This is a genomic window from Pseudoalteromonas rubra (assembly GCF_000238295.3).
Classification (GTDB): Bacteria; Pseudomonadota; Gammaproteobacteria; order Enterobacterales; family Alteromonadaceae; genus Pseudoalteromonas; species Pseudoalteromonas rubra.
Genome location: NZ_AHCD03000035.1, coordinates 1,111,697 through 1,138,043 on the forward strand (window position 1 = coordinate 1,111,697; position 26,347 = coordinate 1,138,043).

The 26,347-nt window shown below is 48.5% G+C and carries 25 protein-coding genes and 1 pseudogene; 9 read left to right on the top strand and 17 right to left on the bottom strand.

Annotated elements, in window-relative coordinates; genetic code table 11:
• Nucleotides 1–64: 64 nt before the first annotated feature.
• The 4 genes from PRUB_RS16240 to PRUB_RS16255 are packed head-to-tail and all read left to right on the top strand — an operon-like array spanning nucleotide 65 to nucleotide 3,449.
• Complete coding sequence (locus PRUB_RS16240; RefSeq protein ID WP_010382419.1) at nucleotides 65–883, top strand: heme/hemin ABC transporter substrate-binding protein; 819 nt, start codon at nucleotides 65–67, stop codon at nucleotides 881–883.
• Complete coding sequence (locus PRUB_RS16245) at nucleotides 880–1,926, top strand: FecCD family ABC transporter permease (RefSeq protein WP_010382421.1); 1,047 nt, start codon at nucleotides 880–882, stop codon at nucleotides 1,924–1,926. Before PRUB_RS16240 ends, PRUB_RS16245 begins: the two co-directional genes overlap by 4 nt.
• Entirely contained in the window at nucleotides 1,919–2,716 is a 798-nt protein-coding gene (locus tag PRUB_RS16250) for a heme ABC transporter ATP-binding protein (protein WP_010382422.1), read from the top strand. The genes PRUB_RS16245 and PRUB_RS16250 overlap by 8 nt, the downstream gene beginning before the upstream one ends.
• Nucleotides 2,709–3,449 carry a HugZ family pyridoxamine 5'-phosphate oxidase gene (locus PRUB_RS16255; protein WP_010382425.1) on the top strand — a complete coding sequence of 247 codons (741 nt, stop codon included), beginning with the start codon at nucleotides 2,709–2,711 and terminating at the stop codon, nucleotides 3,447–3,449. The genes PRUB_RS16250 and PRUB_RS16255 overlap by 8 nt, the downstream gene beginning before the upstream one ends.
• 60 nt (nucleotides 3,450–3,509) lie before the next feature.
• Here the strand turns inward: PRUB_RS16255 and ffh are convergent, their stop codons facing one another.
• A complete protein-coding gene (gene ffh / locus PRUB_RS16260) occupies nucleotides 3,510–4,889 on the bottom strand; it encodes a signal recognition particle protein (RefSeq protein WP_010382429.1) in 1,380 nt (459 codons plus the stop codon).
• A gap of 162 nt (nucleotides 4,890–5,051) precedes the next feature.
• On the opposite strand from ffh, the gene PRUB_RS16265 reads away from it, so the two are divergent.
• Both PRUB_RS16265 and PRUB_RS16270 read left to right on the top strand, forming a co-directional pair.
• Nucleotides 5,052–5,858: a cytochrome C assembly family protein gene (locus PRUB_RS16265; RefSeq protein WP_010382431.1), complete on the top strand. Its 807-nt coding sequence runs from the start codon at nucleotides 5,052–5,054 to the stop codon at nucleotides 5,856–5,858.
• A gap of 93 nt (nucleotides 5,859–5,951) precedes the next feature.
• Nucleotides 5,952–7,235 carry an HlyC/CorC family transporter gene (locus tag PRUB_RS16270; protein WP_010382433.1) on the top strand — a complete coding sequence of 428 codons (1,284 nt, stop codon included), beginning with the start codon at nucleotides 5,952–5,954 and terminating at the stop codon, nucleotides 7,233–7,235.
• Nucleotides 7,236–7,298: 63 nt separating this feature from the next.
• Here PRUB_RS16270 and PRUB_RS16275 read toward each other — a convergent pair whose 3' ends face one another.
• From PRUB_RS16275 to rluD, 6 genes are all read right to left on the bottom strand, one after another.
• Nucleotides 7,299–7,907 carry a transglycosylase SLT domain-containing protein gene (locus tag PRUB_RS16275; RefSeq protein WP_010382435.1) on the bottom strand — a complete coding sequence of 203 codons (609 nt, stop codon included), beginning with the start codon at nucleotides 7,905–7,907 and terminating at the stop codon, nucleotides 7,299–7,301.
• A gap of 116 nt (nucleotides 7,908–8,023) precedes the next feature.
• The gene (gshA, locus tag PRUB_RS16280) at nucleotides 8,024–9,601 is read right to left on the bottom strand and encodes a glutamate--cysteine ligase (protein WP_010382437.1); all 1,578 of its coding nucleotides are present in this window, start codon (nucleotides 9,599–9,601) and stop codon (nucleotides 8,024–8,026) included.
• 69 nt (nucleotides 9,602–9,670) lie between these two features.
• Complete coding sequence (locus tag PRUB_RS16285) at nucleotides 9,671–10,606, bottom strand: NADP-dependent oxidoreductase (RefSeq protein ID WP_010382440.1); 936 nt, start codon at nucleotides 10,604–10,606, stop codon at nucleotides 9,671–9,673.
• A gap of 118 nt (nucleotides 10,607–10,724) precedes the next feature.
• On the bottom strand, nucleotides 10,725–13,298 hold the full coding sequence (gene clpB / locus PRUB_RS16290) for an ATP-dependent chaperone ClpB (protein ID WP_010382442.1): 2,574 nt from the start codon (nucleotides 13,296–13,298) through the stop codon (nucleotides 10,725–10,727).
• Between the two features lie 253 nt (nucleotides 13,299–13,551).
• The gene (gene pgeF, locus PRUB_RS16295) at nucleotides 13,552–14,277 is read right to left on the bottom strand and encodes a peptidoglycan editing factor PgeF (RefSeq protein WP_010382445.1); all 726 of its coding nucleotides are present in this window, start codon (nucleotides 14,275–14,277) and stop codon (nucleotides 13,552–13,554) included.
• A 1-nt stretch (nucleotide 14,278) separates the two neighbouring features.
• Nucleotides 14,279–15,256 (bottom strand): 23S rRNA pseudouridine(1911/1915/1917) synthase RluD, encoded by a 978-nt coding sequence (rluD, locus tag PRUB_RS16300; protein WP_010382447.1) that lies wholly within the window; start codon nucleotides 15,254–15,256, stop codon nucleotides 14,279–14,281.
• Between the two features lie 121 nt (nucleotides 15,257–15,377).
• On the opposite strand from rluD, the gene PRUB_RS16305 reads away from it, so the two are divergent.
• The gene (locus PRUB_RS16305) at nucleotides 15,378–16,139 is read left to right on the top strand and encodes an outer membrane protein assembly factor BamD (protein WP_010382449.1); all 762 of its coding nucleotides are present in this window, start codon (nucleotides 15,378–15,380) and stop codon (nucleotides 16,137–16,139) included.
• A gap of 85 nt (nucleotides 16,140–16,224) precedes the next feature.
• Here PRUB_RS16305 and glnB read toward each other — a convergent pair whose 3' ends face one another.
• On the bottom strand, nucleotides 16,225–16,563 hold the full coding sequence (gene glnB, locus PRUB_RS16310) for a nitrogen regulatory protein P-II (RefSeq protein ID WP_010382451.1): 339 nt from the start codon (nucleotides 16,561–16,563) through the stop codon (nucleotides 16,225–16,227).
• Nucleotides 16,564–16,698: 135 nt separating this feature from the next.
• On the opposite strand from glnB, the gene PRUB_RS16315 reads away from it, so the two are divergent.
• Together PRUB_RS16315 and PRUB_RS16320 are read left to right on the top strand one after the other, a co-directional pair.
• Complete coding sequence (locus tag PRUB_RS16315) at nucleotides 16,699–17,238, top strand: GspH/FimT family pseudopilin (RefSeq protein WP_010382453.1); 540 nt, start codon at nucleotides 16,699–16,701, stop codon at nucleotides 17,236–17,238.
• Between the two features lie 175 nt (nucleotides 17,239–17,413).
• Nucleotides 17,414–17,929, top strand: coding sequence for a GspH/FimT family pseudopilin (locus PRUB_RS16320; protein WP_010382455.1), 516 nt, complete (start codon nucleotides 17,414–17,416; stop codon nucleotides 17,927–17,929).
• A 50-nt stretch (nucleotides 17,930–17,979) separates the two neighbouring features.
• Here the strand turns inward: PRUB_RS16320 and PRUB_RS16325 are convergent, their stop codons facing one another.
• The 9 genes and pseudogenes from PRUB_RS16325 to PRUB_RS16370 all read right to left on the bottom strand — a co-directional run bounded on the left by PRUB_RS16325 (nucleotide 17,980) and on the right by PRUB_RS16370 (nucleotide 26,338).
• On the bottom strand, nucleotides 17,980–18,402 hold the full coding sequence (locus PRUB_RS16325) for a type IV pilin protein (protein ID WP_010382457.1): 423 nt from the start codon (nucleotides 18,400–18,402) through the stop codon (nucleotides 17,980–17,982).
• Nucleotides 18,389–21,523 carry a pilus assembly protein gene (locus PRUB_RS16330; RefSeq protein WP_010382460.1) on the bottom strand — a complete coding sequence of 1,045 codons (3,135 nt, stop codon included), beginning with the start codon at nucleotides 21,521–21,523 and terminating at the stop codon, nucleotides 18,389–18,391. The genes PRUB_RS16325 and PRUB_RS16330 overlap by 14 nt, the downstream gene beginning before the upstream one ends.
• Nucleotides 21,523–22,017, bottom strand: a complete 495-nt coding sequence (locus tag PRUB_RS16335; protein ID WP_010382462.1) for a pilus assembly PilX family protein — start codon at nucleotides 22,015–22,017, stop codon at nucleotides 21,523–21,525. Before PRUB_RS16335 ends, PRUB_RS16330 begins: the two co-directional genes overlap by 1 nt.
• Nucleotides 22,011–22,136 (bottom strand): annotated as a pseudogene (locus PRUB_RS16340) (PilW family protein); the annotation flags it as partial. The gene PRUB_RS16335 and the pseudogene PRUB_RS16340, both read right to left, overlap by 7 nt.
• A gap of 377 nt (nucleotides 22,137–22,513) precedes the next feature.
• On the bottom strand, nucleotides 22,514–23,008 hold the full coding sequence (locus PRUB_RS16350; RefSeq protein ID WP_010382462.1) for a pilus assembly PilX family protein: 495 nt from the start codon (nucleotides 23,006–23,008) through the stop codon (nucleotides 22,514–22,516).
• The gene (locus tag PRUB_RS16355) at nucleotides 23,002–23,979 is read right to left on the bottom strand and encodes a PilW family protein (protein WP_040645495.1); all 978 of its coding nucleotides are present in this window, start codon (nucleotides 23,977–23,979) and stop codon (nucleotides 23,002–23,004) included. The genes PRUB_RS16350 and PRUB_RS16355 overlap by 7 nt, the downstream gene beginning before the upstream one ends.
• A 1-nt stretch (nucleotide 23,980) precedes the next feature.
• Nucleotides 23,981–24,547 carry a type IV pilus modification protein PilV gene (gene pilV / locus PRUB_RS16360; protein ID WP_010382465.1) on the bottom strand — a complete coding sequence of 189 codons (567 nt, stop codon included), beginning with the start codon at nucleotides 24,545–24,547 and terminating at the stop codon, nucleotides 23,981–23,983.
• Nucleotides 24,548–24,642: 95 nt separating this feature from the next.
• Nucleotides 24,643–25,317 (bottom strand): LytR/AlgR family response regulator transcription factor, encoded by a 675-nt coding sequence (locus PRUB_RS16365; protein WP_010382467.1) that lies wholly within the window; start codon nucleotides 25,315–25,317, stop codon nucleotides 24,643–24,645.
• Complete coding sequence (locus PRUB_RS16370; RefSeq protein ID WP_010382469.1) at nucleotides 25,295–26,338, bottom strand: sensor histidine kinase; 1,044 nt, start codon at nucleotides 26,336–26,338, stop codon at nucleotides 25,295–25,297. The genes PRUB_RS16365 and PRUB_RS16370 overlap by 23 nt, the downstream gene beginning before the upstream one ends.
• Nucleotides 26,339–26,347 lie beyond the last annotated feature (9 nt).

A 26,347-nucleotide genomic window follows, 5' to 3' on the forward strand; every position in this document is an offset into this window, starting at 1 on the left:
CATTAAGAAAGTGTGACTAAGGCGACACTTTCGTTTAAAACCATTGAGATTAACGGGATAAACAATGCGTAAATGTGTATTTTTAATCTTGGTACTGACAATCAGTCAGCCACTGCTTGCCGCGCAACGGATCGTCGTCGCTGGCGGTTCATTGACGGACATCGTATTTGCTTTGGGGGCCGGAGAGAACGTCGTAGCTGTTGACACCTCCAGCACGTCACCAGTTGATGCAACTAAATTACCTAAAGTTGGTTATTACCGGGATCTGGCCGCTGAGGGCGTGCTGTCACAGCACCCGGAACTGATCCTGGCATTAGAAGGCAGTGGCCGACCCGAAGTATTAACCCAGTTACGCAGCACCGGGGTACAGCTGAACCTGTATGACAAACCGAAAACTATCAGCGAACTGTTCAACCTGATAGGTCAGCTTGGCCGAGATCTGAACCGCCAAAGTCAGGCACAACGGCTAATCACCGGCCTCAAAAAAACCTTACCAGTCAAAGCACCAGCCACATCACTCAGTGCCCTGTTTATCCTGTCTGCCGGCGATCGGGGTGTGACCGTGGCAGGCCCAGAAACAGTACCCGACCTCTTATTTGGCTATACAGGGATACGTAACCTGGCAACAGCACCCGGATATAAGCCCTTTAATCGCGAAGCGATGCTGGTCAGCGCCCCTGATTTTCTGGTTGCACCCAGTCATGTTGTCTACAGCCTCGGTGGACCCGAGCAATTTTGTCAGCAAAGTGCGCTGGCATTGTTACCAGCCGCACAGCAATGCAAACTGTTAGTCATGGACTCACTGATGTCGATGGGCATGACGACGCGTCTGCCTGAGGCGATTGCACAACTTGCGACATATCGTGAAAACTCAGCGCTATGAGTCAGACTTTTGCGATTTTAACTGCGCGTCATCACGCTGTCTGGCTGTGGTTATGCGGCGCCACACTTATTGCACTGGCCTGGCTGTCTCTGAGTAGTGGGCCGGTTGGCTGGGACTGGCGCATCCCGCTGGCGGTCTTCCTCCCTGACTCGGCAATAGAAGGGATCAGTGAATTACACATGACCGTCGTTACCCAAATCCGTCTGCCAAGGTTACTGCTGGCATTGCTGGTAGGGTGTGTCCTGGCCTGTAGTGGTGCAGCCAGTCAGGCGTTATGCCGCAATCCCCTGGCAGATCCGAGTTTGATGGGAGTCACCGGCGGTGCGGCTGTTGCTGCTATAGCAGTCATTGCACTATCACCCAAGGTTGCTTTTATCAACGAAGCCATGGTCGCACCGGCTGCCTTTCTGGGCGCCCTGGCTATCACTTCTTTGTTGTATCGTATAGCCAGTCATAATGGTCAGATCCAGATCACTGTATTACTGCTTGCCGGGGTGGCAATCAATGCCGTTGCCATGGCCCTGATAGGATTGTTCAGTTTTTTTGCCGATGACACGTCTTTGCGCCTGATGACATACTGGCAGATGGGTGCTCTGGCGGGAGCAAGCTGGTCTGCCATGCAATATGGTGCGCCCCTTATCCTTATTTGCGTCGTGATGCTGTTCATGCGTCGCAAGCAGATCAATGCCCTGATGCTGGGAGAGCGGGATGCAAGACATCTTGGCGTGAATGTCCGTCGGTTAAAAAACGAAGTGATTTTTCTGATGGCACTGGGCGTTGGTGGCGCCGTTGCCATGTCCGGCATGATTGGCTTCATTGGATTGCTGGTACCTCACCTGGCACGCCTGCTGGTCGGCCCGGACCTGCGGCGTATGCTGCCTTTGAGCATGTTACTGGGTTGTGTAGTATTACTCATCGCAGACTGGCTGGCCCGCCTGGTTGTTGCACCTTCAGAGCTACCAATTGGCGTGATCACCGCCCTGTTTGGCAGTCCATTTTTTGTGTATTTACTGATACAACAAAAGCGAGGTGCCCATGCTTGAATGTCTTAACCTGACAGTTACCCGTGGCGGCAAGCCGGTACTAACTGACTTGTCACTAACGCTTGAAACAGGCCAGTTCATTGTGCTGCTGGGAGAAAATGGCGCCGGAAAATCGACTTTGCTCAGTGCAATTTGTGATGATATTTCTTACCAGGGCACGATCTTATGGCACGGCGAACCGCTCAACAGGCGCGATGCACTCACTCTGGCCACTGAGCGCGCAGTCTTGTTGCAACATAACCGGGTCAATTTTGCTTTTAATACTACCGAGCTTATCGCCATGGGCCGCTACCCTTATCAGGAAAGCACTGCGGAACAGGCTCGGGTCGTTGATGAACTCATCACACAACTGGCACTAGAAAAGCTCGCCGGACGCGACGTGACCCAATTGTCCGGTGGCGAATTTCAACGCGCCCAGTTTGCCCGCTGTCTGGCCCAACTGAATGCGCATGACCCGGCCACCCAAAACAAGCTGATGCTGCTGGATGAGCCCACTTCCGCACTCGATTTACACCATCAACACCGAGTGCTGAGTACCGCACAACGCTTTGCCCGGCAGGGCAATACCGTGATTGCGGTATTGCATGATTTAAACCTGGCTTCGTTGTATGCTGACCGGATACTCTTGTTAGATCAAGGCCAGATCCGCAGTGACGGCACACCACAAGACGTACTCAGGCTGGATGTATTACAACCCATTTACCAAACAGGCATGCAGATTAACCTGCATCCCGGATATAATATACCTATGATATTCTCAGAACCGCTAACAGGAGCTCCCAATGCGTGAACAAGCTGTTTTTGAAGCGCGCCAGCTACTCAGACATTCTACCGTCTGTGTCATGTCAACACTGTCTAAAAACCTGGCGGGCTACCCTTTTGGCTCGGTCACGCCATTTATGAGTGACGATCAGGGTCGGCTGATTTTTTACATTGCTGGCATTGCACAGCATTCTCGAAACCTGACAGAAGACAGCCGAGTCTGCGCGACAATTTTTGATGCTGCACAAAGTGGCGATCAAAATGAACATGCTCGTGTCACTATCGTCGGCGACGCAACCCCGGTTCCGGATGAGGAAGCAGCCGAGCTACTGCTACGCTATGAGCGCCACTTTCCCGAAGCCATCAGCTACCGACAGGCACACGATTTCAAATTGTGGCGCATGGAAATTAAACGCGTGCGTTATATCGCTGGCTTTGGGCAGATTTTCTGGTTAGAGGCAGAAGAATGGGCACAGCCTGCTGCGAATTGGGATCTGGCCAGTGAAGCACACATGGTCAAGCACATGAATGACGATCATCAGGATGCCAATCAGTTGATCCTCAAGCTGGTGCATAATATTGATGCCGCAGAGGTGACTATGACGACGATCCTCAATGAAGGCTGCTATTTCAGAGCAAATGACAAGTCTTATTACGTCCCTTTCGAAGCGCGCTGTGAAGACGCCACGGCAGTGCGTAAAGCGCTGGTGCGCCTTACCAAAGCCGCCCGCGCACAATTTGATGAAGCCGTAGAAAGCTGAACATTAAAAAAGGACAGAGTGATTTGAATCAGTCTGTCCTTTTCTCAGTTTGGGTCTGAATTAAAACTTCGGACCCCCACCACCGAACATGCCAGGTGGCATCATGCCTTTCATGTTCTTCATCATTTTCATCATGCCGCCTTTACCCTTCATTTTTTTCATCATTTTCTGCATCTGGGTAAACTGCTTAAGCAACTTGTTGATATCCTGAACCTGAGTACCAGAACCGGCCGCAATCCGCTTTTTACGTGAGCCTTTAATCACTTCCGGACGCGCGCGCTCATGTGGTGTCATAGAGTTAATGATGGCTTCCATCTGATTAAAGGTCTTATCGTTCACCTGGCCTTTCACGGCATCCGGTAAGTTAGACATGCCAGGGAGCTTATCCAGCATCGACATCATACCGCCCATGTTTTTCATCTGGCGCAGCTGCTCAGCAAAGTCTTCAAGCGTAAAGCCATCGCCTTTAAAGACTTTCTCAGCGACCTTAGCCGCTTTGTCTTTATCAACCTTAGACTCAACTTCTTCGATCAAGGACAATACATCACCCATGCCGAGAATACGTGACGCAACACGATCCGGGTGGAAGGGTTCCAGTGCATCCGTACGCTCACCAACACCGATGAACTTAATAGGTTTGCCCGTGATATGACGAATAGATAAAGCCGCACCACCACGCGCATCACCATCGGTCTTGGTCAGGATCACACCTGTTAATGGCAAAGCTTCATCGAAGGCCTTTGCGGTATTTGCGGCATCCTGACCTGTCATGGAGTCCACAACGAACAGGGTTTCAATCGGAGAGATAGCTGCGTGTAGATCTTTGATCTCGCCCATCATCTCATTGTCGACGTGCAAACGACCGGCAGTATCCACCAGCACCACGTCAATGAATTTTTTCTTCGCATGCGAAATTGCATTCGTCGCGATGTCCACCGGCTTTTGTGAAATATCACTGGGGAAGAATTCAACGTCTACTTCCTGAGCCAGCGTTTCAAGCTGTTTGATTGCCGCAGGACGGTATACGTCAGCACTGACTACCAGCACAGATTTTTTCTTACGCTCTTTTAAAAACTTAGCCAGTTTACCAACACTGGTGGTTTTACCCGCACCTTGCAGGCCAGCCATCATGACGACCGCAGGTGGCTGCGCAGCCAGGTTCAGCTCCTCGTTGGCCTCACCCATGGCTTTTTCGAGTTCTTCACGAACGATCTTGATGAAAACCTGGCCCGGGCTCAGGCTCTTAGTCACTTCAACACCAACCGCACGCTCTTTGACCTGCTTCACAAAGTCTCTGACCACAGGCAAAGCTACGTCTGCTTCAAGCAGTGCCATACGCACTTCACGGAGCGTTTCTTTAATATTGTCTTCGGTTAGTCGGCCACGGCCGCTGATGTTTTTAAGCGTTTTTCCTAAGCGTTCTTGGAGGTTCTCAAACATTTATCGCTTCCAGTATGTCGTAATTGCCCAGCATTATACTGATATGCGCGTCACTAATACAGTATTCAAGTCAGTTAAGAAACTTTTTCCCTGCCTCTATGCAAGAACCCGAGCTTAAAATACAATAGCCTACAAAAGGAGCATGTAAGTAGAAAGCCATTCATGTTGATCATCAGTTTATCGTTGTTTGCCAGTCTGTTTTATGTACTTGCCACAGGGCATGTATTGTCGCGCCTATTCCATAAGGAAGGCCCTAGCCAAAAGCTGACCATTATCTTCAGCACAGTGGCGATCCTCAGCCACATGCTGGTGCTGGTAAACTCCGTGTTTACGCAAGATGGACAAGACCTCAGTACCATCAACGTTGCCCTACTCACCTGCTGGGTCATTGTGGTATCGGTAACGACTGTCTCCTTGAAGTTCCCAGCGACCTTATTGCTACCCGTTGTCTACGGGTTCGCCGCGATACTCCTCGTTGCCAGTTTGTTTGTACCCCACCACATAGTGATGAAGTCACTGGAAGTCGACATTGGCCTGGTGGTGCATATTTCTCTGTCGTTACTGGCATATTGTGTACTCATCATCGCCACACTATACGCTGTACAGTTTTATTTCATTGACCGTCGCCTGAAAGAAAAAGATCTGGCTATTATGCATAGCCACCTGCCACCCTTAATGCAGGTTGAGTCGCAGCTTTATCAACTGCTTACTGTAGGCACAGCTCTGTTAACCCTGGCACTGTTATCCGGCTTTGTGTTCCTTGAAGGCATGTTTGCCAAAGAGTTTTTGCACAAAACCGTACTGTCACTCATCGCCTGGTGTATGTTCAGTGCAGTAACCATTGGCCACCACCAGTTTGGCTGGCGGGGTAAATCCGTCGTATTCGCCGTATTAGGGGCCTCAGGTATCGTTACGTTGGCCTATTTTGGTAGTCGATTTGTTCAAGAAGTGATCTTAGGTAAGTTTTAATCTAAGTTTTAACTTAAGTTCATGCTTTTTGACTTGACTCTGAATACTGGCTAACGCTTAATACTCCTTCGTAAGCAAAAAAGGGATCCTCTGTTGGACGACATATCAACCAGCGCCTTGTTTATTATTCTTGGCGTGCTTGTTCTGCTCTCGGGTTATTTTTCCAGTTCGGAAACCGGGATCATGTCTATTAACCGCTACCGACTACGCCACTTGGTAAAAGAAAAACACAAGTCGGCACAGCGTGTAGACGAACTTCTGAAGCGCCCGGACCGCTTAATCGGTCTGATCCTGATCGGTAATAACCTTGTTAACATCGCCGCTTCTGCAGTAGCCACTGTGTTAGGTATGCGCCTGCTGGGTGACGCTGGTATTGTCGTTGCCACCTTTGCACTGACCCTGGTTATCCTGATCTTCGCCGAAGTCACGCCTAAAACGCTGGCAGCGCTATACCCAGAGAAGATCGCATTCCCAAGCTCTGTGATCCTGAAAATACTACTCAAAATACTCTTCCCAGTGGTTGTGACAGTCAACTGGATCACCAATGGTATGTTAAAGCTCATTGGCGTATCACCGGAGCAAATAGAAGAACATAGTCTGAGTAAAGAAGAACTCAAAACAGTATTAAATGAGTCTGGTGCCATGTTACCCACTAATCACCAGGACATGATGACTTCTATTCTGGACTTAGATCACGTTACGGTTGAAGACATTATGATCCCACGCAGTGAGATCAATGCCATCGACATTAATGACGACTGGAAAGACATTTCTAAACAGCTGACCAATGCGCAACACACTCGGGTTCTGCTATATCGGGATCAAATTGATGATGCCGTTGGTTTTATTCACTCACGTGATGCATTACGCCTGTTGACCAAAGAGCAGTTTGATAAACCATCATTGTTACGTGCTGTACGAGAGATCTACTACATCCCGGAAAGTACTTCTCTGAATACTCAACTTTTGAAGTTCCAGCAAAATAAAGAGCGTATCGGCCTGGTGGTTGACGAGTACGGAGATATCCAGGGCCTGGTGACACTGGAAGACATCCTGGAGGAAGTGGTGGGTGACTTTACCACGACTAAAACACCTGCCCCGAGTGATGAAGTCGATGTACAGAACGATGGCTCAGTTGTGGTCGACGGTGGTGCAAACGTACGTGACCTCAATAAAGAAATGCATTGGCATCTGCCAACAGAAGGGCCTAAAACACTCAGCGGCCTGATTGTTGAACACCTCGAGGATATTCCTCAGACTCAGCTAGGCCTGAAAATAGCTGGCTACCCAATGGAGGTAGTTGAGATAAAGGAAAACATGATCAAGGTGGTCAAGGTTTACCCTCACAAGAAGAGTAAATCTGCCATTGCTGAATAATAAAAAAAGCCGCTAACGCGGCTTTTTTTATGTACTATTTTTCTTTGCGAAGGCAAGGCGTTACTAAGAAAACAAACGTTCAAACCAGTTCTTGTCTAAGTCTGCTTCGCAGCGCTTGAGCTGAGCGCCATAACGCGAAGCCCGATGCTTAACTTTATTCGCTACTTGCATCAGCCACTTTTTCTTTTTATACGTACCACGGCGGTAACCGCCCCACCCTTCATGGTAGTTGAGATACTGTGCATAAGCATCCCACTTCGAAACGCCATTAATTTTATGCGTTTTATAAACAAACCAGCCCATGAAGTCGATGGCGTCTTCGAAGTCATCACGATCTGCACCTGAGTTGCCAGTTTCACGAATATAGTCACTCCAGGTCAGTGTTTTTGCCTGAGAATAGCCATAAGCGCTGCTGGCACGACCGATAGGGATCACCCATAGAAAGTATTCCATTGGCGGTGCAGCATCATGTCTGAAAGAACTTTCCTGATACATCATGCTCATCAACACATGTTTGGGCGATCCCCACTTTTCTTGTGCGTCTTTTGCATCAAAATACCAGTCGTCTTTTTCCTCAAAAATCTTACAAATATCATTCGGCTGCTTCGGAGGTGCCGTCGCACAGCCGGTTAGTGCAGCCAACAAAGGTAATAAAATTATTTTTTTTCTCATTTTTTTATGAACTCGTTGAACTTTTCTAAATTGTGCCGGTCTTATTCTCTGAATGCAGCAGTTTAGCATTGTTTCATCCCTGAAATTTATTTACGCAGCCTCTCGGCTGCGTTTTTTTATGCCCGGGAAAAATAATCCCGCAAAAACGCATTAAATGACACGCTATCGGCAGTAACTACGTCTTGTTCATCCAAAAATGACTGAGCACTCATGGTATCCAGCTTCTCAGCCCCAAAGGTCTGATAGTCATCTGCTGCATGGCTATTTTTGTATCGCTCTGCCAGCAACAACGCTAGTTCACCGCTGTCCTGATCCTGCTCAACCAGGCTCGCGATAAGGCGCCCTGATAAGGTCAATTCTGGCTGGGCAACCCAGGTATGCAACTTTGCAATGATCGGTGCATAGCGCGGTGATCCGTGCGCTTCATCCATCAAAGCAGCCACTGCACTTAATTGCGCGAAAATATCCTCACCCCATTGCTGTAGTGAGCGTGCCTCACCATTTTGCTGTAACATAACCTGCGGATTTCGCCCTTCATTAATCACTTGCTGTAAGTTTGCGTCACAGGTTTGCTGTTCGTCCCAACCCAACTCAGGAGAATCTTTGAGTAAACAGTAACTGAGAAAGACATCCAGGAATAAAATCTGGTCAAGATCTATGCCCGTTTCACTGAATGGATTTACATCCAACGCTCGGATCTCAACATATTCGATCCCGCCGCGGCTTAATGCCTGAGTTGGCGTTTCACCGGAGCGTCCGTTACGCTTTGGTCGGATGGGAGAGTAGAATTCGTTCTCAATCTGTAAAATATTCTTGTTGAGTTGCTTCGGGGTCTCATGCTGATAATCCGGAATATGATCATATAAATCAGAGCGACAGCGGATCGCTTTTTGCAAACCGGTAATATACTCATCCAGACTATTATAAGTGACACGCAGCGAGGACTGAGCACTGTTGGTATAGCCCAAATCGCCGAGCCTCAGCGCTGTGCCATACTCCAGATACAAGGTACCTCGCCCTAACTCCTTGAAAGGCAACTGACTGTTTTTCCCCTGCAAAAACGAGCTGCATAAGGCTGGAGATGCACCAAATAAATAGCTAATAAGCCATAACTCACGCTTAAAGTTACGGATCAGGCCAAGGTATTGAGCCGATATGAAATCCTGTAAAGAACCTGAATCGCCTTCCAACTGTTGCAAACTCTGCCACAAGCTATCCGGGAAGGAAATATTGAAATGCACACCTGCAATGGCCTGCATCATACTTCCATAACGGTTTTTAAGACCTTCCCGGTACAAGGTTTTCATTCTGCCAATATTAGAGTGACCAAACTGAGCCAACACGATGTCGTCTTCTTGTTTGATATAACATGGCATACTCATTGGCCATAATAACTCGTCACCCATATGACTCAGGGTGTACTTTTGCAGATCTTTTAACTGAGCGAGTGTTTCTTCGGGAGATTCACTCACAGGCGTTATGAATTCTAATAAAGACTCGGAAAAATCGGTTGTGATTGCACCATGGGTCAATGCATGACCCGCTCCCTTTGGATGGGGCGTTTTTGCTATCTCTCCGGATGACTTAATTCTCAGCGCTTCCCGTTCAATCCCGCGCTTAATACCACGCAAAGAGTTCAGATGTGCCGGTGTCGCAAGCGCTTTTAACTTGCCTTGTAAATTTAACTTGTTCAAAAACTAATACCTCGAAGCCCGGTGCTCAGTAATTCAATGCTACTGTCAATTGGGGCAAATTACGAATACTCAAGCGGTGATGATCACTTTGCCACAATGAATACCTTGTTCTGCGTACTCATGCGCCTGCTGAATGTCGTGTAATTCATAACTCTGATCAACGACAACCTTTATCTGGCCAGCTTGCACAGCATTATACAACTGGGTCAGTTGCGCCTGATTTGCTTCAACCAATATTCCGCGCCCTGCAACCTGTTGCCCCCGGGCGGTTTCTAATACCTGCTCTTTGGTTACCGTTGGCACAGTGACTAATTCAGAACCCGCCCGCAGGTTTTTGGTCATACTCTGGCCAAACTCTCCCCCCACCAGATCTATCAGAATCCCTTCCCGGGGCTTTGCCAAATAATCTGCGGGCGTGATGGCATGTATATCCAACTCAGCAAACAGTGCATGATCAATACGGCGGCTCACCGCAATCACCTCAAAACCGCGTAATCTGGCGACTTGTAGCACAAGATGGCCAACACCACCCGTTGCGGCATTGACATACACAGGCCGACTGTCAGGTTCGAATTCAGCCAGAGCCTGCCATGCAGTCAGCCCTGCCAAACACAGACCGGCTAAACTCACATCCGCTTTCTGTTCGACCTTAATTAACTCACTGGCCTTGGCATAAGTATAGGTTGCATAGCATCCAGGGTGTGCAGCGAAGCCAACCATACCAATTACCCTGTCACCCGGGTGCAGGCCGGTCACATCGTCGCCAATTTGCACGACTTCACCCAGCACATCGTAGCCCAGGGGTAAGAAGGCGTCAGCAGGTTTTCCGGCTGCAACATAGCCCAGGCCACTACGGGTTTTGATATCGATAGGATTAACAGACGTTGAAATTACTTTGAGTAGCACCTGCTGATTATCAGGTGATGTCAGCGGTAGCTCCTGAGCACACAGTTCAGTGCTGCCACCAAATTGAAAGATGCCATACTGGCGAAAGTACTTTTCCATGGAAAATGCAGGTTTAGGTGCTGATAAGGCACTCTAACATATCGCAGGAAAACCCCCAACCTCAGCACGTTGAAATTGGGAAACGCACGGGCAGCCAACTGCTGCCCGTGCGTGTTTGCTAACGCGTAAACACGATGTCGTCTGCGTTTACATCCACTTTAATCACATCGCCTGCCTCAAAATCCCCTTGCAATAGCTGCTGCGCAAGCGGATTCTCAATATAGTGCTGCACTGCTCGTTTAAGGGGGCGCGCACCGTATACAGGGTCAAAGCCACTGGCTGCTATTTTATCCAGTGCGGCGTCAGTCAATTCAAAACCAAACCCTTTATCATGTAAACGTTGGCGTAATTTCGCCAGCTGGATATCAGCAATTTGCTTGATATGTTCATTAATCAACGGGTGGAACACCACAGTTTCATCAATCCGGTTTATAAACTCAGGCCTGAACTGAGTGACCAGCACATCCATCACACGTTTTTTCAGTGTTGCATAATCATTGCTGCCTGCCTGCTCCTGGATCACATCTGAGCCCAGGTTAGAGGTCATAATGATCACCGCATTTTTAAAATCAACGGTGCGACCCTGGCCATCTGTCAAACGCCCATCGTCCAGCACCTGAAGCAAAATGTTAAAGACATCCGGGTGCGCCTTTTCCACTTCATCAAGCAAAATCACAGAGTAAGGGCGACGGCGAACCGCTTCAGTCAGATAACCGCCCTCTTCATACCCGACATATCCTGGGGGTGCCCCCACCAGCCGTGCGACGGAGTGTTTCTCCATGAACTCAGACATGTCAATGCGCACCATGGCATCTTCGGTATCAAACATAAAGCCTGCCAGTGCTTTGGTCAGCTCAGTCTTACCTACGCCGGTCGGACCCAGGAATAAGAATGACCCAATCGGTCGATTCGGATCGGCCAGCCCCGCACGAGAACGGCGAATGGCATTGGCCACAGCGCTCACGGCTTCATCCTGACCAATGACCTTTTTATGCAGTTCATCTTCCATCTGTAATAACTTATCGCGCTCTCCCTGTAGCATCTTAGCCACCGGAATGCCGGTCCAGCGCGATAAAATTTCTGCAATTTCGTCTTCTCCGACTTGGTTTTTCAGCAGGCTCATTTCCTGCATTTCTGCCTGAGATGCCAGATCTAGTTTGCGCTCCAGTTCCGGAATACGACCATACTGAAGCTCAGACATGCGTTGTAAATCACTGGCTCGACGAGCGACCTCCAGGTCAAGCCTTGCCTGCTCAAGTTCAGCTTTAATCACTTGTGTGCCCTGCAACGACGCTTTTTCCGCATTCCAGACTTCATCCAGCTCGCGGTATTCCGTTTCGAGTTGCTGGATCAGTGTCTGCATTTCGCTGCGGCGTTTCTGGCTGGCCTCGTCTTTTTCTTTTGCCAGCGCATTGTCTTCCAGCTTTAACTGGATAATACGACGCTCCAGCTTATCCAGCTGCTCTGGCTTTGAATCAATCTGCAAGCGAATCGACGAACCTGCTTCATCTATCAAATCTATGGCTTTGTCTGGCAATTGTCTGTCACTGATGTAACGATGCGACAACTGAGCAGCGGCCACAATCGCCGGATCGGTAATATCCACAGAATGATGCAGTTCATAGCGTTCTTTTAAGCCACGTAAAATGGCAATGGTGTCTTCCACGCTGGGCTCTGCGACAAACACTTTTTGGAAACGGCGCTCCAACGCCGCGTCTTTTTCAATATACTGACGATACTCGTCCAGCGTTGTGGCACCGACACAGTGTAATTCACCTCGTGCCAGTGCGGGTTTAAGCATATTGCCCGCATCCATAGCGCCATCGGTTTTACCTGCCCCTACCATGGTGTGGATCTCGTCAATAAACAAAATCACCCGGCCTTCTTCTTTGCCCAGCTCATTAAGAACCGATTTTAGACGCTCTTCAAATTCGCCACGGTACTTAGCACCGGCGACCAGTGCCCCGAGGTCCAGCGAAAGCACACGCTTGTCTTTGAGCCCCTCAGGCACCTCACCATTGATAATACGTTGGGCCAGACCTTCGACGATCGCGGTTTTACCGACACCCGGTTCCCCGATCAACACAGGGTTATTTTTGGTACGGCGCTGCAATACCTGTACCGTGCGGCGGATCTCATCATCACGGCCAATCACCGGGTCAAGCTTACCCTGCTCCGCTCGCTCAGTCAGATCTATGGTGTACTTTTCCAGCGCCTGGCGGGTATCTTCCGCATTCGGGTCATCCACTTTCTGCCCACCGCGAATGGCCTTGATGGCCTTTTCGATTTTTTCCTGGGTGATATTCAGTGAACGAAAGATCTCACCCAATGGCCCTTTGTCTTCACATGCAGCAAATACAAACAGCTCACTGGAGATGTACTTGTCCTTACGCTTTTGAGCATATTTATCACACAGGTTAATTAATGAGATGAGGTTATTCGACAGCTGCACGTCGCCACCAACGCCCTCTACCTTGAACAATTTTTCAATGGCCTGAGAGAGTTTAGTGTTGAGTTCATCTGCGCTCACACCGGCCTGCGCAAACAGCGCCCGGACACTGGAGCCAGTTTGCTGTAATAATGCGTACATTAAATGTACGGGTTCAATAAATTGATGGTCACGACCTAATGCGAGAGACTGCGCATCAGACAGCGCCGCTTGAAATTTACTGGTAAATCTATCAATTCGCATACACGAAATAACCTTATAAATAACTTAGTTATCTATAAAATGGGTATCAGAGGGAGTTTGATCAAGGTGCAGATGGTAAAAGAGCGGGATTTATACCAATTTGCTTAATTAAGTGTTCTATTTTGAGGCGAGAAAATATATTCGATAACTAGGCAAAAATTTTGATATTTAGTTGTTCTAAATGAGAAATTTTTAACACAGTTAGCGTCATCTTTGCTCCGTCAAATTGAACAGGTATTAAGTGAAATTGGTATTACTTGCGCCAAATCAAACTGGCCATGCGACCACACCCTCCATCACGACGATAAGAAAAGAAATGTTCAGGGTTGGACACTGTACATTGCGCATGCACAGATACGGATTGCACGCCAAGCTGCGTCAATTGTTGTGTTGCCAGAGTATAAATATTAGCCAGATAGCGACCATTTGCTTGTGCTTTAAAGGCACTCAAATGCGCCTGATGTCGGGCAACAAACTGCTCACGCACTTCTTCGCCCACTTCAAAAGCCCGAGGACCAATTGCCGGACCTAACCAGGCATGTATTCGGGACCTAGGTGCGCTGAAGAGTGCTATTGTCTCAGCAAGAATATCCGCCGCCAAAGGGCGCCAGCCGCAATGGACCGCGGCGACCTCCTGGCCATCGTCGCTGGCCAGCAGCACAGGCAGACAGTCGGCAGTCATAATTGCCAAAGCAATTTGACCAGAGCGGGTAAAGATTGCATCTGCCTGCGGCGTATGCGTGATATCGTATTGATCATCTGCCAGGATCACGGTATTGCCGTGTACCTGCTCAAGCCATACGATAGGCACCGGGACCTGAGCCTGCAACTGTGCTCTGTTGTGTGCAACAGCGTGCGGTTCGTCTCCAACATGACAAGCCAGATTGAAACCATCAAAAGGGGCCGCCGAAACGCCCCCCTGACGCGTTGTCGACAAGGCGCCGACAACCTCTTTTAATGGCCAATCCGGGCGCAGCATATTAGTAATCTATCTGTGGATTAAGCTTAAAGTCTTCACGCAATGCAGCTGTCAGTTGCTGCATATCTTCCGGGATAGGTGCTTCCCAGGTCATGATTTCGCCGCTCACCGGGTGCGCTATGCGCAGCTTGACGGCGTGCAGTGCCTGGCGCTTAAAGCCACGCAAGGTGTCGAGGAATTCCGGCGACGCATTGCGTGGTGGGCAAGGACGACCGCCGTAAAGCTGATCACCAATCAGCGGGTGCTTAAGATACGCCATGTGAACACGGATCTGGTGGGTACGACCCGTTTCAAGGCGTAAACGCAAGCGAGTATGCGCACGGAACTTTTCGGCCACACGATAATGGGTTATCGCGGGTTTACCCATTTCATGGATAGCCATGTGTGTACGCTTTGTCGCGTGACGACCAATGGGCTTCTCTATCATACCACCGGCAGTCATGGTGCCGTTACAGATGGCTTCATATTCACGGGTAAAGTTTTCACGTGCCTGCAAGTTTTTCACTAAGTGGGTTTGCGCCACAATAGTTTTAGCCACCACCATTAATCCTGTGGTGTCTTTATCAAGACGGTGGACAATACCCGCACGCGGCACATTGATGATCTCAGGGTGGTGGTGTAACAGCGCATTCAGCACAGTCCCATTTGGGTTACCCGCTCCAGGGTGCACCACCAGGCCCATCGGCTTATTAATTACCAGGATGTCATCATCTTCATAAACGATGTCCAACGCGATGTCCTGCGCTTCGTATTCCCGCTCTGCCTCAATTTGTGTTTCCACCGCAACGACTTCACCGCCCAGCAACTTTTCCTTAGGGATCGCCAGTACGTCACCATTGACGGTGACTTTTTCATCAAGGATCCAGGTTTTTATTCGAGAACGTGAAAAATCGGGGAACAATTGCGCCAAAATCTGGTCTAGACGTTTACCGCCCAGTTCCACTGGCACATCGGCTTGTAGAGAAATTTGCTCAGACATGTGTAACTTTACCTAAAATACCAGTGCAAGCCATGCTCGACTGGGTTAGAATCGCATAAATGCATAGTTTACTCGGTTTTGCCGACTTGGCCTAGCCTGATAACGAAGGTAGTAAAATAAAATGATAAAGACGTTGGGAAAACGCGCTTTTGCAATAGTACTGAGCGCATCTGTATTAGGGTTAGCCGCTTGCTCATCCGCCCCAGAACAAGAAGAAATCGAACGCGTACCAAATAAATCTGTGCAGGCATTGTACGAAGACGCCAAGCAAACACTCGACTCAGGCCTGTATGCACGTGCCATTGAGCTCTTAAGCGCCATTAACTCTCGTTACCCCTTTGGTCCATACTCTCATCAAGTACAAATGGACCTGGTCTATGCTTTTTATCAAACAGGCAACACCGAGCAAGCTCTGGCGACAGTTGACCGCTTTTTACGCCTGAACCCCAATCATAAAAACCTCGATTACATGTATTACATGCGGGGCTTAATTAATATTAAAGCGGATGAGAACGGCTTTCAGGAATATTTCGGTATCGATCGCGCAGATCGAGACCCGAACCGTACACGTGTTGCTTTTCAGGACTTATCAACCCTGGTTAAAAACTACCCGCAAAGCGCCTATGTACCGGAAGCCAAAAAACGCCTGGCCTGGTTGCTTAACAAAATGGCCCGTTATGAGCTGAAAGTGGCCAACTATTACTTTGAACGTGAAGCCTACCTGGCGGCAGCCAATCGGGGTAAGTATGTGGTTGAGCATTTCTCACAGAGCAGCTATCTGGTGCCAGCACTTGAAATGATGGAAAAGAGTTACGCTATGTTAGGCCTTGATGAACTGAGCGACAATGCGCGCAAAGCAAAAGAGTTAAATCAACAGCGCTAACTGTGAAACATCAGGACTGAATACAATAACGCCGGATGACATCAAGCATCCGGCGTTTTTTATTCTGCGAATAAACATCAAGAGATTAGATCGCTTCTTCGTCTTCTTCTCCGGTACGAATACGGACAACCCGCTCCACTTCAGTGACAAAGATTTTACCGTCACCAATCTTACCGGTTTGCGCTGTTTTCAAAATAACGTCGATAGCCCGATCTACGTCTTCTTCAGCAAGCACAATATCCAGCTTCACTTTTGGCAAAAAGTCGACCATATACTCTGCGCCACGATACAGCTCGGTGTGCCCTTTTTGTCGACCAAACCCCTTGACTTCACACACGGTCATGCCGGTAATACCTATGTCGGACAGCGCCTCGCGAACGTCATCCAGCTTAAATGGTTTAATGATGGCTTCTATCTTTTTCATGGTTGATTGTTATCCCTTTGGTAATGCGTCGATTTTAGACAATCCCACAAAACAAGGCAAACAAAGCGATTGAATAAATAAACAAAAAGACGCACTATATTAGATAGTAGTTATTCCTGTCCTTGGCTGTATACCATGAAAAAAAATACAGGCTTTACACTGTTTGAGTTAGTTATCACTATTGCTATTTTAGGTGTACTGGCCACGCTGGCCTTTTCGTTCAGCGGCAGCCTGACTACCTCAACCCGCGCTGAATCTTACCTGAGAGAATTAAAACGCACAGTGACCTTTGCCCGAGCGCAAGCAACGGCGACGGATGAGATCATCATTCTGTGCCCGGCCACTGCAACACTGGTTGAAACCAACAGTAGCTTCGTCTGCCAGGACAATTGGCAGGCTAACCGCGTTACCGTTTTTCTCGATAGGGACAATAATGGTAACTACAATACAGGCACCGATGACTTGCTCCGTGTCATGGAGCGAGTCCCGAGTAATGATGGCCTGACCTTCCCGGCATCCAGCTTACGCTTTGACTCAAGTGGCCGTACTGCGATGCTCCAGGCCAGCAGCTTTGTTTATTGCCCTGCCGCCACGGACTTTCCAAATCAACAACTGGAGGTAAGCGTTGTTGGCTCTGCACTATATCGGGGTGATACAACCCTGACTTGCGACTAAAGAACGTCCCCTATAAAGAAATATCTCAGATATACCGACTATTGCGTCTGCAGAACCAAAAATGAGTAAGCCAGATTACACAAGCAGGTTATTGAAGTGATATTTATTCATAAACCTTGCTGTTCAAACTTTGGCAGCTAGGCTAACCCTATGACTCATGCACGGATGCATACTCATGAAAATAGGGAAGCAACAAGGGTTTACTCTGTTTGAATTACTCGTTTGCATGGCACTTTTTAGCGTGCTTTTGCTACTGGCGGCTCCCGCTGTACACTCTATTACCGAATTAGACAGAGCCAAACAAGCACTAGTCGCACTCGACAGACACCTGACTTTAACACGACTGCACGCGGTGACCCACCAGGCGCCAGTGACCATTTGCCCCCTGGTCAATAACCAATGTACGCATCTTTGGCATCAGGAGTTGACGGTCTTCATGGACCGCCACGAACGCGCTGCGTTTGACAAACAGGATGTGAAACTCATGGTGCTCTCGGGGATCCGTGACAGCGATACCCTGGATTATCCCAGATCGGCTATCACGTTTAAGCACACTGGTACACTGAAAGGATTTGGCAACGGCACGTTTGTGTATTGTACACAGCGACTTTCTGGTGCCCCTATCGGGCTGGCTTTGTCGGTCAGTGTGGTTGGCAGAAGCCGACTCAGAGAGACCAAAAAATGTATCTGAACTACTGCGCTCACACAGGACGCATTAATACGTCCTGAAGGCGCTGGGGTTTAACGGCCCCAACAACGATCGGCAGCGAAACTGCCTGTACTACCGCGAATATTGAGGTTATTTATGGTCAGTGTAGTGCACTCAGTGTCATCCTCTAACGGTCCACCAGAAGCTGATGCTCTGATCACAAAGGTGTTTAAATCATCGCCTAGCTCAATTTCCAGCGAAAAGTAGTCATTTTCCGTAGTTGTTGGTAATCCGAGCGCAGCCAGAGAACTGGCATACTCGCGGTTATCGACAAAATATTGCTCTTGCTTATTGGCTGCATCCAGCAAGGTTGCCGCAGCCTCCGCTCTGGCCGCTCGCCTGACATACTCCGAATAACTGGGGTAGGCAATGCTGGCCAGGATCCCCAGGATCGCGATAGTGATCATCATCTCAACCAGGGTAAACCCCAGCACAGTGCTACTAGTTCTTTTCATCATGCTCTTCTTTTTTGTATATGTACAATAACCGCGTTTGCATTTTGATTTCGACTTCATTCTCAGCTTTTACGCCGCCAGTAGAGCCATCTGCGTTTTCGTAGGGCGCTGCAGCAGGTGGTTCTTTTAACGTCACTTTGCCATCAACCACATCTCCTCCTGAGCTTCCATCGTCCGACAAAGAAACGATCGGACTGATAAGCTGTGCTTTGATTGTGGTACTACCGTCTTCATTAGTGTGCTCACTGTAATGAACTCTGGGTGTATCCGGCACTTCAGCGGTGGTCTGGTAGCTGCGCTGATCTAACATCTGCATACCATAATTTAAGTGCAAGACATACAGCCTGCCCTTACCCGCAGTGATTGAGCACTCGTTCACCTCCACACTTGCCGGCGTAAAGGTCGTGTAATAGGCAACACCCGCTACAACCGTCGCAGCAGCCATAGACTTCTCTCCGTCGCCCAGTTTTAACTTCCAGCCTTTCGCCGAGCCTAACTCCACCTCTTTTTCAACAAATCTATCGAAGTCATCAAGACGAGAATAGAAAGGGTCACTTGTCACATTCAGTAAATCTGAGGCGCGAATAACATCTGGTGCCGTCTCACTATCAAACGAACGGGTTTTGGTATTTTCATCCCGAACCATATACAGAAAATCCTGCACTGAAGTTGACGTGGGCTTAGCCCGGTTACCACTGCCGATCAACAGGCCCTCGTATGGAATATCCCGACGTATAGTAATGGTCTGCCCGTTCACCGTTTCGGTTGACACCTTAGAAAAGTAGGTACGCGCCACCACGGGGCGATAGAAAAAGCGCCGTTTGTTGTTGTCAGTGCCGCCACTGAGATTAGCTAGCCGGAAATGCGTCCAGGGGTTTTCTCTGTCATTCGGATTGGTACCTGGCATATCAAACCGCCACACACCGCCTCCGGTATCTGTAGCATAAATACGATCCACATAGCCATCATAGTCAGAGTCAACCGTGCTCAGATCGGAAGCTATACTGTGTTTACCCTTAAAGCCATTCTCAGCTGTTAAACTCCAAAACGGCTTTCCGGTTTCAATGTCAACAATGTATATGCCACGACCGATACTGTCATTTGAAAACAAAGCATTGTCTTTATTTGTGTCATAACCTGCACCAAATATCATCACTGGCATATCCGGTTTGGCCTTAATAAAAGTGACCTGAGGCTTGGACCAACTCTGTGCTAACTGCTCATAAGGTGCCACACCACCACGGATGGGGCCGCCCCATAGCAGCCGGGGACTATCCGGCGAGGTAATATCAAAACCGTAGTATTCGTTGCCACCACGACGTAAACCCACAATCAGCCAAACGCGCTCACCACTGCCAACCTTACCATTATCGTCTTTATCCCAAAAATACACGGTAATGGGGCCATCGACGCCATAGAGCTTAGTGTCATCCAGCCGATCCATTTGCGGTTTGAGGACATCCAATAGGGACCCTGGTACAAATGCCCAACTTTCACTCACTGTCTCACCATGGTCTTTGAACATGTGCAAAAAGCCAGCATTGGTCCCCACAATCACGCGCAGGTCACCATTGCCATAATCTATGGTTACCGGTCTGGAATGCAACGGATCACCAAAAATGGTTTCGCGTCTGTCCTGTCTCGAGTTATTGCTATTTTCATCATTTACATCAATCCCTCTGGCCCAGCTAATCACATTAGGCACGACACCTGCATTGTCCACAGAAAACAAGGTGCTGAGTTTTGACAAATCTCCGCCCGCGGCGATTAGTGCAGTAGCATAATCAAACGACATTAAGGTGCCTTTGCCATAATCCGAGTAGATTTTGCGAGTTGTCTGTCTGGAGAGCTGATAGTTAACACCACCAACGCCGACCTTAGAACCGTCTTTTGAACCAGGCTGAGACCAGTACGTCGTCACATTGTCAGCGATGGTGCCTTCTTCACTGATAGCATGGCTGCTGCTGCCCATACCATGGATCACGGACCCTTTAACTTTGAGCTTCTTCAGATTGCCACGCCAACGAGTGTGGGTTTCCGGGTAAAACATAGTGTAATAGATAGAATCACCACTGCGGCTCAAATCTGAGCTGCTGGTCGACACGGACGGTGACGAAAAACTATCGCTTTTCTCACGAATATTGGTGATTGTGGCTTTCAATGCCTCAGATAACTGAGAAGCTGTGTTTGCATGCTTGTATTCACCCCCACCATCCAGCGCAGTTTGCTCCAACAAAGCTTTACCCGCATTCGACATCCCGGTGCCAAATCCGATGGTATAGGTACGGGCAAAGTCTTGTTCCTGAGGTGTGTTAGGGTACAGATCAACCTGAGTTTCTGGCGTACCTCTCATCACCTTCGCCAGTGAATTCAAATAATTATTTGATACTCTGCTCGGCGCAGAGCCAAATGTAGACACATATTTGTTGTAGATATCTGTGTTACGCGACGAGTCACTCGTGGGGTCCCCGTCCGTCATTAAGATAATATTGGTGGAGGTATCACAGCGTTTAGGGGCAAGCGGGTCCGGCTTAAACGGCGAAATATATACCCCATTGCTTTCAATGCTGCGGTCCCGGTCACTCTTATTCTGACCATATAGAACTTTTTTGCCTGTCAAATAGAGGTATGCTTCCCATAAAGTCTCTGAAAGCGGTGTATTACCACTGGCGGGCAGGTTGGCAATTTTACTTTTCAAAGTCGTTTTATCTGCCCCAAGGCCATTCAATACATATCCGCCTGAGCTTGAATAAAGCCGCATCAGGCCAATATCAAAGTCGTCGTTATCCTCCACTAGCTTGGTAATGGCATCCTGTGCAACTTTTAAACGGCTATCACCACAGTTTGATTCCCGATACCAGCCATTACGCACCTTATAACATCGTTTGCTGGTTTGCGATGAATCAAAGCAGTTGATACTGCGGAACCGACCACTACGATACTCGTAGCATCGCTGGCCATCTTTAACATCCCACGCCATGCTGCCCGAGGTGTCAAACACCACCAGGACCCGGGATTTTTCCGAATTCGAAATATCATGCTTTACAAATAACTCAATGTCTTCGGCCTGTGTGCTGAATACCAGTAAACTACTCAGGGCCAGTATGATTCTATACCACATTATTGATTCCCCAGATTACCAATGACTTCCTGCGCAACGCCGATCACCACAGTCACCTGATGTCGGGACTGGTCGCCATACTGGACACTGCTCTCCACTTCAGTAATGACACAGCTGAGCCCCTCAGTAAAATTAAAAACGCGCGGACATTCTAGCAATAACTGACCACTGTTGAGGTTTGCCTGCATACTTTCAAGCTCAAGGTCCTCATCAATGTGGATGGTCCTTCTCACCAACTCACCCTCATCATTTGTGAACTCGCCATTACGTGACTGAAATACACTTTCATTCACACGTGCCTTCTCCTGAGAGATGATCCGCTGCACCTCGCCCATGAGTAAGGCCTCCGCCGCTTCTCGTTCCTGCGCCGCGTTAGTCACTTTAATGTCTATGGTGCTGCTGCTCATTAACGTCACAGCAACGCTCATTACTGCCACGATCAGTACCATAGAAACGATCAACACCATGCCGCGCTGTTTGTGTGCCATTACCATGTCGAGATCCCCATGTTATAAAGCTGGATGGTGGTCGAAAACACTGTACGCCGATAGTTATCATTAAAAGTCAAAGTACGCCTGTCCGGGTCGTTACCAAGCGTATAGGTTTGGCTCTTTCTTGAATAAAGCCGCATCAGGCCAATATCAAAGTCGTCGTTATCCTCCACTAGCTTGGTAATGGCATCCTGTGCAACTTTTAAACGGCTATCACCACAGTTTGATTCCCGATACCAGCCATTACGCACCTTATAACATCGTTTGCTGGTTTGCGATGAATCAAAGCAGTTGATACTGCGGAACCGACCACTACGATACTCGTAGCATCGCTGGCCATCTTTAACATCCCACGCCATGCTGCCCGAGGTGTCAAACACCACCAGGACCCGGGATTTTTCCGAATTCGAAATATCATGCTTTACAAATAACTCAATGTCTTCGGCCTGTGTGCTGAATACCAGTAAACTACTCAGGGCCAGTATGATTCTATACCACATTATTGATTCCCCAGATTACCAATGACTTCCTGCGCAACGCCGATCACCACAGTCACCTGATGTCGGGACTGGTCGCCATACTGGACACTGCTCTCCACTTCAGTAATGACACAGCTGAGCCCCTCAGTAAAATTAAAAACGCGCGGACATTCTAGCAATAACTGACCACTGTTGAGGTTTGCCTGCATACTTTCAAGCTCAAGGTCCTCATCAATGTGGATGGTCCTTCTCACCAACTCACCCTCATCATTTGTGAACTCGCCATTACGTGACTGAAATACACTTTCATTCACACGTGCCTTCTCCTGAGAGATGATCCGCTGCACCTCGCCCATGAGTAAGGCCTCCGCCGCTTCTCGTTCCTGCGCCGCGTTAGTCACTTTAATGTCTATGGTGCTGCTGCTCATTAACGTCACAGCAACGCTCATTACTGCCACGATCAGTACCATAGAAACGATCAACACCATGCCGCGCTGTTTGTGTGCCATTACCATGTCGAGATCCCCATGTTATAAAGCTGGATGGTGGTCGAAAACACTGTACGCCGATAGTTATCATTAAAAGTCAAAGTACGCCTGTCCGGGTCGTTACCAAGCGTATAGGTTTGGCTCTTTAACTCCAGACCGGCATCGGCTTCCAGTACCCGAACCAAAGCGATGATCTGAACCGTCAAAATGCCACCCGAGCGCTCCCAGTCACTTGCTGTCATATCCTGGGTACTGCGATAGGTGTCAACCCGACTATCACCATTGGTGTCCAAACCAAACAAATAGCGGATATCCTCAACTCCCTCAATCACCGCCTCTGTGGTCATGCCACCACTGACTGTCAAACGCCGACGCATTAAAATTGGGGTCGTGATGGTTTGGCTATTAATCCGAATAGGTTGCTCTTCAATATAATAAGCATGGTGGCTGTATGGCCATAAAGTCGAGTTATTAGTCGGCTGCCCGCCATAACTATTCCCCGCCACAAACGTGCCCTGTTCCTGCTGGGCAATAAAATAGTAACGATTATTTTCTACATCGTTATCGTCTGTGATCTGCCGCCCTTCAAGAAACTTAAGTTGTAATACTTCTGTATTGTTTTTAGCACCTGAGATGCAACTCAAAGCAGCGCCACTGGTCTTTTCGGCGTAAATAGAACGAAAATTGGTTTGCACTGCATTCGGGAAACTACCATTGTTTAAACCACCAAAGCAGTCATTGCTCGGGTTTGCTGGACTCACTGAATTGGCTGACGTTAGGCCCTTATCATAAAATGTGCCCCAAAACCCCACCTGTTCAAGATCGCGTCGTAGTAAAGTAAGCGTTAAACGCCCAACTTCCTGAAGCTCGCCAATGGCCATAGTATCTCGGGTGGTGACTTTCATGCTGACGTATGCTGTTACGACACCGCCAAGTAACAATGCGCCAATAAACATGGAGATCAGTAACTCGACCAAGGTGAAACCGGAGCGCATCATCTCAATCCCTCACCAAAATATAGCTATTAATACTAACAACACGCCGATAGTCATTGTTCTCACCACAGTTGATGGCTTGGTTAGTATCATTCATTTCGAAAGCCTGGCGGCCAGCCCATGCCACACTTACGGTCACATTGAACCCTCGGCCCTGCGTGCCTGCAACCGAAGCGGTGGTAATACACACCGTTGTGTCATCGAGTGAACCGGTATTTTCTTTGGCCTGGATGGCCATGATCCATTGCTCCAGATCCATTGCTGCAATGTCAGCATTGCTGCATATATTACTAAAACAGCTATTGTTACCATTCACCGTTGCTGTGCTGCTAAACACTTGTTGGTACTGATTATCAAGATTCAGGGTATCGTTACTGCGGATCCGCTGCATGATATCACCAGCCAGAGCGACTGCTGCTGCGCGTTGCATAGAATCGAAACTGGCTTGCTTGGCTTTTGCCTGAAGTGCTACAGCACCGAGCAGGCCAAAGCTCAGCACCATAAACGCGATGAGCGATTCTAAAAGGGTAAATCCACGATTAGTGTTAATGCACACAGTGTTTGCCATCATTTTTCAAAGTCAGTTTGCTCCACTACATAATATAATGAATCACTTCGTCATGAACCTGGTCGTGGGCTCAACGGTCAATCAGTCGGGTTTAATGGTCAGAATAGTGATTTGAAGTTAGCTGCAGCACGTCGGCTCACTGTAATGGGTTCAGCAAAGCCATCCAGCCTGACTCTGTGGGTTCCTTCAACAGATTCCAGACTCAGCACAGCCTGTTTCTTTACCAGAGTGTTTCTGTGCACCTGCACAAAGTGTCGTGGATAAGTGGCCATAAGTTTCTTCAAAGGAATATCAATCAGCGCTTCACCATCCTTAAAATAAATGTGTGTGTAGCGTTCGTCACTCCTGGCAACCAAAATATCCGATACGGCGACCCAACGTGTGTCATGGCCAACCTGATATTGCAAGCGCTGCATTTGTTCACCGTATATGTGCTCCAGTAAGGCGACCAGACGCTCTTTATCTATGGGTTTGACCAGGTAGCCTTCAGCAAGCAAATCAAATGCCTGCAAAGCATGCTCTGCAAAGGCAGTCACAAACACGATCTTGCATTCAGGCATTTGCTGTCTGAGCACACCAGCAACTTCAAGCCCATCGATACCAGGCATCGCAATATCTAAAAATACCAGTTCTGGTGCAGTGCGCTCGCACAGCGCTATTGCCTGTGTGCCATCAGCGGCTTCCGCCACGCAATTGAAATGATCAAACTCCGACATCAAGCGCCGTAATCGCCGTCTGGCGATCGGCTCATCATCCAAAATCAGATAATTCATAAGCTCCGGTGTCAGGTAAAAGGATGGTTGCTACGAATTTATCATTATCTCGCGCAATCCTCAAACTAGCCCGGCGCTGATAATACAGAGACAGCCGTTTATCTATGTTTTTAGTTGCAATCCCATTGCCGCTGGAATGATGTGTGGAGTGAGGCAACGGGTTAGTGACACATAATGAAATGGTATCGCCGATCTGCTCAATTTGGATAGTGATAGTTCCACCCTGGACACGTTTTTCTATACCATGCAATACCGCGTTCTCGACCAAAGGCTGGAGCGTCAATGTTGGGATCGGCACGGTCAATAAAGCGTCGTCCATTATCCATTGCACCTGTAACCTTTGCTCAAAACGAAAGCGCTCCAGGTTGAGGTAATCTTTTGTTAATGCCACTTCATCCGCAATGGTGTGCCATTTTTTCTCGGCCAGCGACACGCGCATCAGGCGTGCCAATAACAAAGCCGCCTGCTCCGCGTCTTGTGGGTTTTCGTGTGTCAACTCGGCAAGAGTGTTGAGCGTGTTGTGCAAAAAGTGCGGTCTGATCCTGGCGTGTAATGCGTCGATTTCTGCTCGCGCGGCCAGTTCAAGTGCATTCACATTATCAATATAGATAGACATAAAATACAGCAGGATAACCACGACAAAGCAGCAAATTGCACTATGACTAAACACTGGTCCCCAGTCTATCGGCACGTGAGAAGTGAGAGGAGTAAACTGGATCCCAATACTCAAGCCAATACACACACTGATGAAAACCACGAAGACGATGCTCAGCTCAAGCACCCCATTGTGCTGGGGTTTAGATACATTTAACACACTGATAAGTGAGATGATGGCCAAAGATATTAGGGCATTGCTGTGGGTAAACAAACTCACCAGGCCCAGGGTCAGCCAGAAGTCATCATAATCGGCGAGTGTATAAATAAAAGAAAGAGACTGCGAGGCGATCAGCATGGCCAATACACCTCGCTCAGACACCATGGCTTTTAACAGTCCCAGGCCTATTGCCTCCGACTTATCCATGGTGATGAG